We start from the raw sequence: 13,093 nt of genomic DNA, 5'->3' as shown, positions 1-13,093 counted from the left end.
GATGCCTGCACCCTCGCAACCTCCACGCGTGAGCCTGCCGGCCAGCGTGATGAACTGCGCCGCGTATTCGGCCGACGGCGAGCGACGCGACATTGATCTGGATTCGATCAGCGACGTGCTTGATGTGGATGACGGCAGTTTCGTCTGGGTCGGCCTTTACGAACCCGACAGCCGCGTGCTGAACAAACTGCAGGAAGAATTCGGTCTGCACGACCTGGCGATCGAGGATGCGCGCAACGCGCACCAGCGGCCAAAGATCGAGACCTACGGCAATTCCCTGTTCATTGCGCTGCACACGGCGCAGAACATGGAGGGTTCGATCAATTTTGGTGAGACGCACCTCTTCATCGGTCCGCGCTACCTGGTGACCGTCCGCCATGGTGTCTCCAGCAGCTACGGCGACGCGCGCGCCCGAATGGAGCGCGAGCCGGAACTGCTCAAGCACGGACCGGCGGCGGCCCTCTACGTCGTGCTCGACATGGTCGTGGACCGCCTCCTGCCGATCGTGGATGAGTTCGGCAACGCGCTCAACGCACTGGAGACCGACATCTTCGCCGACGAGTTCGACAAGCAAACGGTGCAGAAACTCTACGATCTCAAGCGGGAATTGACCCGCCTGCGCTTGGCGGTGGCGCCGCTGCAGGACGTGCTGTCCCATCTCGCCCGCCCGCGCGCCGACCTGATCGACGAGGAGATGCGCCTGTATTTCCGCGACGTGCTGGACCACGCGGTACGCATCAACGAGAACACCGACACCCTGCGCGAAATGCTCACTGCCGCGGTCAACGTCAACCTCGCGCTGGTCACGGTGCGCCAGGGTGAGGTGGTCAAGCGCATGGGTGCATGGGCGGCACTGCTTGCCGTACCCACGCTGGTGACGGGCTGGTACGGAATGAACTTCGCGGTGATGCCCGAGTTGCAGGGTCGCTGGAGCTACCCCTTGCTCGCGGCGCTGGTAGCAGGCGGCGTCTTCGCCCTGTATCGCGCGTTCAAGCGCTCTGGCTGGCTCTAGCCGAAACAGGTCAAGCAGGCATGCCAGGCACGTCCGACCAGGAAAGTCCTGGTCAGCCGGCCATGAACTGCAGGCCGATGCCGGTGAGATAGGCGAAATACGTGCCCAGGGCGTACCCGACCACCGCGAGCAACACGCCGACGGGGGCCAGTGATGGATGGAAGGCACTCGCCACGACCGGCGCCGACGCCGCACCCCCGATATTGGCCTGCGAGCCGACGGCGAGGAAGAACAGCGGCGCGCGGATCAGTTTGGCAACGCCGATGAGAAGCACCGCGTGCACCGCTATCCAGATCACCCCGAGTGCCAGCAGCGTCGGCCTGTCCGCCAGCGATTTGAGGTCCATCTGCATGCCGATCGTCGCGATCAGTACGTACAGGAACACCGACCCGATCGTGGACGCACCGGCACCCTCCAGCTGGCGGGCGCGGCTGAAGCTGAGCAGCACGCCGAAGGTCGTGGCGAACACCACGATCCAGAAGAAGCGCGAATCCAGGCTGTAATCCTGCAGCCGCCATTCCAGCGGCAGCGAACGTACCCACTCCACCAGTGGCGCGGCCAGGAAGTGCGACAGACCGGTGATGCCCAGCGCGATTGCGAAGATCAGCATGAAGTCCGCCATGCTTGGGATGCGGGCGTGTTCGGCCTGGTAGCTGGCGATCTGCTGCTTCAGGCTCTCGATGGCCGAGGTATCGGCGTTGACCCAGCGGTCAAATGCGTCCGCGCGCGGCGCGAGGAACAGCAGGACCGCGAGCCAGAGGTTGGCCACGATCACGTCGATCGCGATGAACTGGCCGAACAGCGTCGGCTCGACCTCGAAGACCTCTTTCATCGCCGCCTGGTTGGCACCGCCGCCGATCCAGCTTCCAGCCACCGTCGTCATGCCGCGCCAGGTTTCCCCGGCCACGGTTTCGGGATGGATCAGGCCCATTGCCCAGAACGAGACCCACGCCCCTATGACCACCCCGACGGTGCCGGTCAGGAACATGATCACCGCCTTGGGTCCCAGCCGCAGGATCGCGCCGATGTCCATCGCCACGCAGAACAGCACCAGCGCGCTGGGCAGCAGGTAATCGCGCGCCATCGGGTACAGGCCCGAAGCCGCCCCGTCGATCAGGCCAAAGCTGTTGTAGAGGGCGGGGACGAGGTAACAGACCAGCAGCGCCGGCACGATGTTGTAGAACTTTTTCCAGAACCCGCCCGGACGCGAGGCGGTCCAGAACACCGCCCCCAACGTGACCGCAAGCAGCCCCAGGACGACGGCGTCGTCGGTGATCAGTGCGGTGCTTGCGTCAGGCATCGTGGAACTCCGGAAAAATTACAGGCATCGAAAAACCGGCCGCGGCGGCAAGCACCGCGGCCGTCGCACATACGGCTTAAGGAGCCAGATGCGCTTTCAGCCAGCCATTGACGGTGTCATGCCACTGCACCGAGTTGTGCGGCTTGAGCACCCAGTGGTTCTCGTCGGGGAAGTACAGGAACTTGGACTCGATCCCGCGCCGCTGCAGCGCGGTGAATGCCCCAAGGCCCTGGCTGACCGGAATGCGGAAGTCCTGCTGGCCATGCACCACCAGCATCGGTACCCGCCACTTGTCGACGTGGCGGCTGGGGTTGAACTTCTCATGGTTCGCGCCCTTGTCCCACGGGCTGCCGCCGTTCTCCCATTCCGTGAACCACAGCTCCTCGGTGACGAAGCCCATCATGCGGGTGTCGAACACGCCGTCGTGGTTGACCAGGCACTTCCAGGCGCCCGACGCGGGCGTGTGCCAGTTGCCGGCGATCCAGTTGACCATGTAGCCGCCGTAGCTCGCGCCCAGTGCGCAGGCGTTGCTTCCGTCCAGGAACGCATATTTCTGTTGCGCGGCCTTCCAGCCCTTCTGCAGGTCTTCCAGCGGCCGGTCGCCCCAGTGCTGGCTGATCGCGTCGGTGAAGGTCTGGCCGTAGCCGGTGGATCCGTGGAAGTCGATCATGACGACCGCGTAGCCCTGCCCAGCGTACGTCTGCGGGTTCCAGCGCGTGCTCCAGCTGTTCCCGAAACTGCCCTGCGGACCGCCGTGGATCAGGAAGGCGACCGGGTACTGCTTGCCCTCCTCGTAGTTCCATGGCTTGAGCACATAGCCATGGACGGTTTCGCGGTTCCAGCCTGGAAAGCTGAACTGCTCGAACTCGCCGAACTTCACCTGAGGCAACAGCTCGCCGGCATCCGGGGTGATCGCCCGCTCGAAACTTCCGTCGGTGCTGCCGGTAACCACCTGGTTGCCGCTGGTCAGGCTGTTGCGGGTGAAGGCCAGGGTCTCGCCGGCGACCTGGACCGAACCGATGCTGCCCTCTGCCGCGATGCGGGACACCGCTCCATCAGCCACGTCGAGAGCAAAGAGCGGATGCTCGCCCACGTCCTGCGCGGTGACGTACAAGGTGCGGCCATCAGCGGACACGGCGATGCTGTCGGCGGAACGGTCCCACTTGGGCGCGATCTCGCGACGCTGCCCGCTGGCCATGTCCAGCTCCATCACCCCATAACGGTCGGCCTCGAAGCCGGGGCGCTTCATCGCGCGGTAGAACAGCTTGCTGCCGTCGGCATTGAACACCGGCCCCGAGTCGGTGGCCGGATTGTCGGCGGTGAGGTTGCGTGCCGCGCCACTGCCGTCGGCGTTGACCTGATAGAGGTCGAAGTTGGTCGACCACGGCTCGGTGCGATCGGCCTTGCGGGCGCTGAGCACCAGGGATTTGCCGTCCGGCGACCACGCGTAATCGCCGTTGTCGCCGAATGGCCTGGAGGGCACGTTGCCGATGACATCGCCAGCGATCGCGGTGGCCGTGGTGACCGTCCCGCGTGCGGTCGGGAGATCAGCGACGAACACACGGTTCAGGCGCCCATCGCTCCAGGTATCCCAGTGACGCACAAACATCCGGTCATAGACGGTGCCGGTCGCGGGGCTCGCCTCGCGCTCGTCGACCCGTTTCCTGGTACAGGCCAGGTCACTGCCGCAATCAACGAAAGCCTCGACGCTGAAGGCCACGCGCCGGCCATCGGGAGAGATGAGGAAGCTCCCGACATCCAGCGGAAACTTGCTGATCTGCCGCGGCTTGCCACCGTTGGCGGCGATCGCGTACAGCTGGGAGCTACCGGACTTTGAGCTCAGGAAATACACGTTTTTGCCATCGGGTGCGAACACCGGGGAATTGACGTTCCAGTCCTCCGGCGTGAGCCGGGAAGGTGGGCGCAGGTCGCGGGTCAGCAGGTTGCGCACCCACAGGGAGGTGGACGATTTGTTCGCGTCATAGTCGGTGACGGTCCTGGCGAACACGACCAGGCTGCCGTCGGGCGACAGGATGGGCGAAGCGAAGCGGTCAAGCGTCGCCAGATCCTGCGGTTGCAGGCCACGATCGGCCACGTCGGCGGCAAATGCGGTGCCAGGTGACGCCAGTACCAGCAACAGCGGCAGGGCAGCAGGGAAAATACGCATGGACAACTCCTGTTGTGTTCTTGGGCGCTGCGCGGCAGCGCTGGCATGTGAGGTGCCGGCTTCCGTCAGGTCCCGTCAGCTCCCGGTTGCGGGAGCGCGAACACCGGTGCGATAGAGGTACCAGCCCACGAGCGCCAGCACCAGAAGCCCGATCCACTGCGAGGCAGGCACCTGGACCGCCAGCGCAAGCACGTCCGCGCGGGCCGAGAGCACAATGGGAACGGCGATCGCGATGCCCATCAATGCCTCGCCGGTGATCAGGCCCGCGGCAAACAACACGCCCGGCCGGTGTACGCGATCGCGGCCTTCATGGTCATCCGGGCCAACCTTGTGGAAGCGCTCCACGGCGTAGGACAGCAGGCCGCCCAGGAAGATCGGCACCATCAGTTCCAGTGGCAGGTAGATGCCGATGGCCGCAGCCAGGACAGGCACCCGGAAGCGTGCGCCGCGGGCCTTCAGCCATTCGTCGAAGGCGATGATCGCCGCGCCCACCGCCACGCCGATACCGATCATGGTCCACGGCAGGTCCCCGCCAAACATGCCGCGGGCGACGGATGCCATCAGGTTCGCCTGCGGGGCCGCCAGCGCGTTGGGGTGTTCGAGGGTGGGCTCGCCGATGCCGTAGGCGGTGGCGAGCAGGTTGAGCACCGGCGCCATGATCAAGGCGCACGAGAAGGCGCCGATGCCCAGCATCAACTGCTGCTTCCACGGCGTCGCGCCGACGATGTAGCCGGCTTTCAGGTCCTGCAGATTGTCGCCACCCACGGCGGCCGCGCAGCACACCACCGCGCCGATCATGATCGCAGCCACCGCTCCCAACGGTGCGCCACCCACACCCACCGGCTCCAGTCCACTTGGACCCAGCAGCACGACCAGCACCGCCGATGCGAACAGGATGGTCGAGATGGTGATGCCCGACACCGGGTTGTTGGAAGATCCGATCAGCCCGGCCAGATACGCCGACACCGAGACAAACAGAAAGCCGGCAACGATCATGATGATCGTCATCGGGATACTCACCAGCCACTGGCCGACGATCATCTGGTACAGCGCCAGCAGCGGCAGGGTGAAGACCACCAGCGCGATCAGCATCCACTTCATCGGCAGGTCGCGCTCGGTTTCCGCCAGCGCCGGTCCGGTGCTCTTGCGTGCCGCGGCGAACCCGCTCTTGACCCCGTTGAGCAACGACTTTCGCAACGAAAACAGGGTCCAGATACCACCGACCAGCATCGCACCGACCCCCAGGTAGCGGATCTTGGCGCCCCAGATGGCAAACGCCGCGTCAGCCGATGATGCATTCCCCAACGAGGCCGCCAATCCCGGATCGGTGCCCGTGAAGAACGCCTGGTACAGCGGGATTGCGATGTGCCAGGAGAGGACGGCGCCCGACAACACCACGATGCCGACATTCAGACCGACGATGTATCCCACTCCCAGCAGTGCCGGCGAGAGGTTGGTGCCGATGAACGCGGTGATGTTGGAACTGCCCAGATAGGTGGACTGGGTCCAGGTATCCGGAATCAGGCGCAGGCCGCTGGTCGCGGCGAGTTTCACCACCGCACCGATCGCACCGGAGATCGCAAGGATCCGCATGCCGGGGCCGGGATTGTCACCGGCCTTGAGCACTTCCGCTGCCGCCTTCCCCTCTGGGAATGGCAGCGGATCCTCCACGATCATCGAGCGCCGCAGCGGCACCGAAAACAGCACGCCCAGGAGACCGCCCAGTCCGGCGATGCCCAGCACCCACCAGTACTTGAAGTCGGGCCAGTAGCCCATGATCACCAGCGCGGGAATGGTGAAGATCACCCCCGCGGCGATCGAGGAACCCGCAGATGCACCGGTCTGGACGATGTTGTTTTCCAGGATCGTGCCGCCGCCGAGCAGGCGCAACACACCCATCGAGACCACCGCGGCCGGAATCGCAGTGGCGATGGTCAGCCCGGCAAACAGGCCCAGGTAGGCGTTGGCCGCCGCCAGGATCACCGCGAGGACAATCGCCAGCACCACGGCACGAACGGTCAGTTGCGCCTGGGCGGGGACGGGTGCTGGAGTACTCATCGACGGCTCCGGTCGGGAAGTGGGCGTGGCCCGTGGATAACGCAACCCGGGGAGGATAGCCTGAAAATCCGCCCTATCACCCGGGCCTGTCGTCACGATGCGTGACAACGCCGCAGCAAACGTCTGGCGTCGCTGCGGCGGGTGTCAGGAGGTCAGTCGAGCTTGGCGCGCGCTCCACCGATATGGCGCGACAGGAAATCCAAAAGACGTGTGTAGTACTCACGGCGATTGGCCTCGAGATAGAAGCCGTGACCCTCGTTCTTGTAGTACAGCGTCTCGACCGGAACGCCGTTGCTGCGCAGGGCCCGTTCCATCATCTTGCTGTGCTCGATCGGGGTGCGCTGGTCTTCGCCACCTGCCGCCAGGAACACCGGCGCCTTGATCCGGTCAGCCATGTTGCTGGGCGACACGGCGGCGAGCTCATTGCGTTCGCCAATCCATTCACGCAGGTAGGTCTCGCCCGAGCCATGCCCCTGGATGTCGCCATGGGTGTGCATGGTGGGCAAGTCGTACACCCCGGCGTAGCCCACCGCGCAGCGGTAGAGGTCCGGCTCCTTGGCGACACCCATCAACGACGCGTAGGCACCGTAACTGCCGCCATAGATGCAGATCCTTCCGGCGTCCGCGACCCCCTCCTTGATCGCCCAACGAGTAGCGTCGGTCAGGTCGTCCTGCATCGCCAGGCCCCACTGGCGCTGCCCGGCGTTGATGAAGGGCTTGCCGTAGCCACCGGAACCGCGGAAATTCAGCTGCAATACTGCGTATCCCGCTTCGGCCAGCAGCTGCGAATCGTTCTCGAATCCCCAGGTATCCTGGATCTCGAACGGTCCGCCATGGGGATGCACGACCATCGGCAGATTCTTTGCCGCTACACCCTTGGGAAGCGTCAGGTAACCGTGCAGCGTCAGACCGTCGCGCGCCTTCAGGGTGATCGGGCGTCGCTCGGCCATCTCGCGCGGATCGAACCACTCGCGCTGGCTCAGCAGGTGATCCGCTTTCTTGGTCTCGCGATTGAACAGGTAGTAGTCGCCCGGGCTGCGGTCACTCCAGGTCTTGACCAGGGTGAGGTTGCCATCGGCGGTCTGCGAGGTGATGCGAACCGCATCGCCTGCAAACGCCGCCTCCAGGCTGCGATACAGGCGTGCGTCTTCGGACTGCTCGTCGAAGAATGCCGTGCGGGGCTTGCCGTCGTGCAGCAGTACGCCGACGGGAGCAGCGCCACCCACGCTTTGCAGGACCATCGCAGGATCGACGTCGTTGTCGCGCAATGCACGCTTGGTCTTGCCGGTAGCGGGATCAAAAGCCAGCACTTCGTCGGGGCCGTCCAGCGTGGTGCTGCCGATGTAGGCGACGCTGTCATCGGCGGCAAAACCCAGGGGATACCACACCAGGTTGCTAGCGCTTTCGTCGTTGATCAGTTGCCAGTCGGAACCGTCGCCATCACGGTAGTAAACCCGCTGGCGTCGGTCCGTGCCGGCGCCAGCGGCGAAACGGACGACACCGTGGTTGTCGGTGATGAAGCTCGCATTGCGCACTGGCGCCTTCGCCACCTGAACCCTGCGGCCGGTGTACACGTCCATCGACTCGGCCCGCGTGTACGGATCAGCCGAGAACGGCATCACCGAAATGATCACCCGCTTGTCGTCGCTCAGGAGGGGGTCAACAAGATAGGCCGCCACGCGCTCGACCTTGCGCGGCTGGATGCGAGTCCCGGCACCCTCGCCCATCATCCGTTGGCCAACGAGGAACTGCGGCCTGCCGCCATCGGCATTGATCGCCACCAGCTCGCCGGTGGATTGGGGCGCCTCCAGCGCTCCGAGTTTCTCGGCGATACCGATGAGGACCCGCTCATCGTTGACCCAGTGGAAGTCATCGATGTGGGTATTCTTGCCCTGCGAAAAGGTGCCGGTAATAGTCTTGTCGGCGCGGCTCATGATGACCAGGCCGGTGCGCTGGCCGTTATCCAGCGGCACCGTGGCGGCGAGGTAGTCGCCTTTGGGCGAGATCTTGATCGACTCGAAGAGATCAGCGCGGACGTATCGATCCACATCGACCTGGCCAGCAGAAATGTTGGCCGGGCGCGCCTTTGCAGTCGTGGATTCTGCGTGTGCGGAAACGGGTGACAGCGTCAGTGCCGCGAACATCGCGGTGGCCAGTGTTGCCAGGACAATGCGGTTCAAGTCCAACTCCTGTTCGGAAGTGAAAATCTGAGTGGAAAAGCGGGCGTGCCCCGCAATCTGCCGACCCGCACGCACACGCATGCAGAAACCGCAGCCTTGCGGACATCCGAGATAGACGGTCCATCCCCTGATGGTTACTCCCCGCGGCGAAGCGTACTGCATCAAGCGGTTTGAACGCCAGATCAGCGCACGCCGCGTGACCGATCAGCGTGTACAGCCGGCCGTGGTCGGAAGCGTTGCTGCCAACGCGCTGCGCCAGTCGGGAAGCTCCAGTTGGAACTGCTCAACGAGGCGTGCCGTGTCCAGTACCGAATACGCAGGCCGGGCAGCGCGAGTGGGAAATTCGGACGTGGTGATCGGCAGCACACGCGGCTCACGTGTCAACAGACCCGCTTTACCGGCGTCATGCATGATTGCCTCGGCAAATCCATGCCAACTGGTCTGACCGCCCGCGACGAGATGAAACACCCCCGAGGTGTCGATACCCCCCCGCAGCAGCGCCGCGGTAACGTCCGCGATCAGCCACGCGGGCGTCGGTGAGCCAATCTGGTCGGCCACCACGCGCAGCTCGTCCCTCTCACCCGCCAGACGCAACATGGTGCGCAGGAAGTTGCTGCCGTGCAGCCCGTAAACCCAAGCCGTGCGAAGGATGACGTGCTGAGCGCCGCTGCCCCCGATCGACTCTTCGCCTGCCAGTTTGCTCGCGCCGTAGACGCCCAGGGGAGCGGTCGGGTCGTCTTCCCGGTAGGGCCGGAGCCCTTGGCCATCAAAGACATAGTCGGTGGAGTAATGCACGAGCTTTGCGCCGATGCGCTTGCAGGCCTCGGCGATCCGGCCCGGGGACTCGGCGTTGACCCGATGCGCCAAGCCGGGTTCGTCCTCGGCGCGGTCCACCGCAGTGTAGGCGGCCGCGTTGACAACCACGTCGGGAGCAACGCGCTCAACCAGATCGGCGACGGCTGGCGGCTGCGCAAGATCCAGATTCTCGCTGGGCACGCGGTCGGAGAGAAGGCCATCACGCGTGGTAACCACGACATCACCCAACGGCGCGAGCGCTCGCCGCAGCTCATGGCCGACCTGGCCGTTGCCACCGATCAGCAGCAGCCTCATCGCACTCAGCCCTGGTACACCGGCAAGCGCTCGTCTGCCAGGTCATCCAGGAGGGGGGCACCGGCATCTTTCGACGAGAGCACCGGGGACCCAACCGGCCAATCGATCGCCAGGCGTGGATCGTCCCACCGCAGGCTCGCATCCGCCTCTGGGTCGTAGGTGGCCGTGCACAGGTAGGTGAAGACCGCCTGCTCGCTCAAGGTCACGAAACCATGGGCAAACCCTTCCGGAATCCAGAGGTGGCGCTTGTTTTCGGCGCTCAGCACAACCGCCGTCCAGCGGCCGAAGTGGGGTGAGCCGCGGCGGATATCCACGGCAACATCCCAGACTCCGCCCTGCACCACCGATACGTACTTGCCCTGCGGGTTCGGCCACTGGTAATGCAGACCCCGCAGAACGCCCTTACGTGACAGGGAGGTGTTGCCCTGCACGAATGAAGGCTGCAATCCGTGCTCGATGAGTTTGTCGTGATTGAACGTCTCGAAGAAGAATCCCCTGTCGTCGCTGAACACCCGCGGCTCGAAAACCATGCACCCGGGCAGGTCGGTCTGGATGACTTTCATTCCACGTACCCGCGATCGATGAGCGACAACAGGTACTGGCCATACCCGTTCTTGACCAGCGGCTGGGCAAGCGCGCGCAGCTGGTCGTTGCTGATCCAGCCATTGTGGAGGGCGATCTCCTCAGGACAGCAGACGCGCAGGCCCTGTCTCGCCTCGATGGTTTCCACGTAATTGGATGCTTCCAGCAAGGACTGGTGGGTGCCCGTGTCCAACCATGCATAGCCGCGGCCAAGACGCTCCATGTGCAAGGCATCCTCGTCGAGATAGCGCTTGTTGAGGTCGGTGATTTCCAGCTCGCCGCGCTCCGAGGGCTTGATCTGCGCCGCGAATTCACTGGCCCGCCCGTCGTAGAAATAGAGCCCGGTTACAGCATAATTGGATCGCGGTCTTTCAGGCTTTTCCTCCAGACCGACGACTTTTCCGTCCGTGTCGAACTCGGCAATCCCGTAGCGCTCCGGATCGCGGACCCAATAGCCGAACACCGTGGCGCCGTGCGGGCGCGCGTCGGCGCGCTTCAACATCGCGGTGAGGCCCGGACCGTGGAAGATGTTGTCGCCCAGCACCAGGCAGCTGGGTTGTCCGGCCAGGAAATCGCGCCCGATCAGGAACGCCTGCGCTAGTCCGTCAGGACTGGGTTGCACCGCGTACTCGATCTTCATCCCCCACTGCGAACCGTCACCGAGCAGGTTCTGGAAGAGGGCCTGCTCGTGGGGGGTGTTGATGATCAGCACCTCCCGAATCCCGGCCAGCATCAATACGCTGAGCGGGTAATAGATCATCGGCTTGTCGAAGATCGGCAGCAGCTGCTTGCTGATCGCCTGGGTGACCGGATACAGGCGCGTGCCCGAGCCACCGGCGAGAATGATGCCCTTGCGCGCCGATGTGGTCATCACGCCACGCCACCGATGCGCTCGAGCCGGTAGCTGCCGTCCATCACCCGCTGCACCCACGGCGCGTTGTCCAGGTACCAGTCAACGGTCCGTGCCATGCCCTCATCAAAGGTGATCGCCGGCTCCCAGGCCAGTTCGCCGTGCAGCTTGCTGGCATCGATCGCGTAGCGGCGGTCATGGCCGGGGCGGTCCTGGACGTAGGTGATCAGCGATTCGCGCTTGCGGCCGTCGGCAAGCGGCCGTCGCTGGTCGAGCAGCCGGCAGATCGTCTGCACCACGACAATGTTGGTGCGCTCCGCCTCACCGCCGACGTTATAAACCTCGCCCACCCGACCTGCCTCCAGCACACGTCGGATCGCCGCGCAGTGGTCGGACACGAACAGCCAGTCGCGCACGTTGAGGCCATCGCCGTAGATCGGCAGCGGCTCGCCGGCCAGCGCCTTGGCGATGATCAGCGGAATGAGCTTCTCCGGGAACTGGTAAGGCCCGTAGTTGTTGGAGCAGTTGGTGGTGAGTACCGGCAGGCCGTAGGTGTGGTGGAACGCACGCACCAGGTGGTCGGACGCCGCCTTGGAAGCGGAGTACGGCGAGTTGGGCGCGTACGGCGTGGTTTCGGTGAACTTCCCCGTATCCCCCAAGGTGCCGTAGACCTCGTCGGTGGAGACGTGCAGGAAGCGGAAATCCGCCGCGCGCGAGCCGTCCAGCGACTTCCAGTAGTCGCGGACCTGCTCCAGCAGGCTGAGCGTGCCCACCACGTTGGTCTGGACGAACTCGGCGGGGCCATCGATGGAGCGATCCACATGGCTCTCGGCGGCGAAATTGATCACCGCGTCGGGCTGGTGCTCGCGCAACAGCCGAGCCACGAGTGCGGCGTCGCCGATGTCGCCGTGGACGAACACGTGCGACGGATTGCCATCCAGCGATGACAGGGTGTCCAGGTTGCCCGCGTAGGTCAGGGCGTCAAGGTTGACCACCTTGATCCCCCGCTGAACCGCATCAAGGACGAAATTTCCGCCAATAAAACCGGCCCCGCCGGTCACCAACCACGTCGGCATGCAACGCTCCAAAATTGTAATCAAGAAGGTTTTTTATCGACCGCAGCACGGCGATATCGCGGTGGCATCCTACTAGCGTCCTCGATCCGATGCATCGGATAAAACGCGGATGCCTGCTAGAACGGGATATCGTCGTCCGCGAAATCATCGCCGAAGTCATTGGACTTCGCTGGCGCGGCTTCACGGCGCGGCGCGGCGGCCTGGCGGGGTGCGGGGCGCGAGGTCCGCTCCTCGCGGTCAAAATCACGGCCACCGCCCTCGGCGCCGCCACCGCCGCCGCCGCCCAGCATCTGCATCTCATCGGCGACGATGTCGGTGAAGTACTTCTCCACGCCGTCCTGGCCGGTGAACTTGTCGTAGCGGATCGAACCTTCGATATAGACCTGGCGGCCCTTTTTCAGGTACTCGCCGGCGATTTCGCCCAGCTTGCCGAACAGCTTCACGCGGTGCCATTCGGTCTTCTCGATCTGCTGGCCGTCCTTGTCCTTGCGCACGCTGGTGGTCGCCAGCGACAGGGTGCAGATGGCCATGCCGCCCTGGGTGTATTTCATGTCGGGATCGTTGCCGAGATTGCCGACCAGGATCACCTTGTTGATGCCACGTGCCATGAATGCGGTCCTATGAGGTCGCCGGCGGCGACGGGCAGGCAAGTATACCGGCCCACCGGGCGGCCAAGGTCGGGCGACTCCCTTCGGCGCCCTCGGATTTCCGGCCGGCCGCGAACGCCTATAATCCCCGGTCCCCCGCATTCTGGTCAT

General features: G+C 64.6%; 10 protein-coding genes. 1 reads left to right on the top strand and 9 read right to left on the bottom strand.

Annotated elements, in window-relative coordinates; translation table 11 throughout:
* Position 1: 1 nt before the first annotated feature.
* Complete coding sequence (gene corA, locus INQ42_RS04240) at positions 2–1,012, top strand: magnesium/cobalt transporter CorA (protein WP_194035286.1); 1,011 nt, start codon at positions 2–4, stop codon at positions 1,010–1,012.
* 52 nt (positions 1,013–1,064) lie between these two features.
* On the opposite strand, the gene INQ42_RS04235 is transcribed toward corA, so the two are convergent.
* The 9 genes from INQ42_RS04235 to ssb all read right to left on the bottom strand — a co-directional run bounded on the left by INQ42_RS04235 (position 1,065) and on the right by ssb (position 12,943).
* On the bottom strand, positions 1,065–2,312 hold the full coding sequence (locus INQ42_RS04235) for a DUF819 family protein (protein ID WP_194035285.1): 1,248 nt from the start codon (positions 2,310–2,312) through the stop codon (positions 1,065–1,067).
* 76 nt (positions 2,313–2,388) lie between these two features.
* The gene (locus tag INQ42_RS04230; protein ID WP_194035284.1) at positions 2,389–4,479 is read right to left on the bottom strand and encodes a S9 family peptidase; all 2,091 of its coding nucleotides are present in this window, start codon (positions 4,477–4,479) and stop codon (positions 2,389–2,391) included.
* Between the two features lie 75 nt (positions 4,480–4,554).
* Positions 4,555–6,537, bottom strand: a complete 1,983-nt coding sequence (locus INQ42_RS04225) for an OPT family oligopeptide transporter (RefSeq protein WP_194035283.1) — start codon at positions 6,535–6,537, stop codon at positions 4,555–4,557.
* A gap of 152 nt (positions 6,538–6,689) precedes the next feature.
* Positions 6,690–8,471 (bottom strand): alpha/beta hydrolase family protein, encoded by a 1,782-nt coding sequence (locus INQ42_RS04220; RefSeq protein WP_228062665.1) that lies wholly within the window; start codon positions 8,469–8,471, stop codon positions 6,690–6,692.
* A 450-nt stretch (positions 8,472–8,921) separates the two neighbouring features.
* A complete protein-coding gene (rfbD, locus tag INQ42_RS04215) occupies positions 8,922–9,827 on the bottom strand; it encodes a dTDP-4-dehydrorhamnose reductase (protein ID WP_194035282.1) in 906 nt (301 codons plus the stop codon).
* Positions 9,828–9,832: 5 nt separating this feature from the next.
* Positions 9,833–10,390 carry a dTDP-4-dehydrorhamnose 3,5-epimerase gene (gene rfbC / locus INQ42_RS04210; protein ID WP_194035281.1) on the bottom strand — a complete coding sequence of 186 codons (558 nt, stop codon included), beginning with the start codon at positions 10,388–10,390 and terminating at the stop codon, positions 9,833–9,835.
* Positions 10,387–11,280, bottom strand: a complete 894-nt coding sequence (gene rfbA / locus INQ42_RS04205; RefSeq protein ID WP_194035280.1) for a glucose-1-phosphate thymidylyltransferase RfbA — start codon at positions 11,278–11,280, stop codon at positions 10,387–10,389. Before rfbA ends, rfbC begins: the two co-directional genes overlap by 4 nt.
* Positions 11,280–12,335 (bottom strand): dTDP-glucose 4,6-dehydratase, encoded by a 1,056-nt coding sequence (rfbB, locus tag INQ42_RS04200; protein WP_194035279.1) that lies wholly within the window; start codon positions 12,333–12,335, stop codon positions 11,280–11,282. Before rfbB ends, rfbA begins: the two co-directional genes overlap by 1 nt.
* 116 nt (positions 12,336–12,451) lie before the next feature.
* Entirely contained in the window at positions 12,452–12,943 is a 492-nt protein-coding gene (gene ssb, locus INQ42_RS04195; RefSeq protein WP_194035278.1) for a single-stranded DNA-binding protein, read from the bottom strand.
* Between the last annotated feature and the right edge of the window lie 150 nt (positions 12,944–13,093).

Source organism: Lysobacter avium (assembly GCF_015209745.1).
Lineage (GTDB): Bacteria > Pseudomonadota > Gammaproteobacteria > Xanthomonadales > Xanthomonadaceae > Novilysobacter > Novilysobacter avium.
The sequence above is the reverse complement of the archived record's forward strand: the minus strand, read 5'-3'. Positions and strand labels throughout refer to the sequence as shown.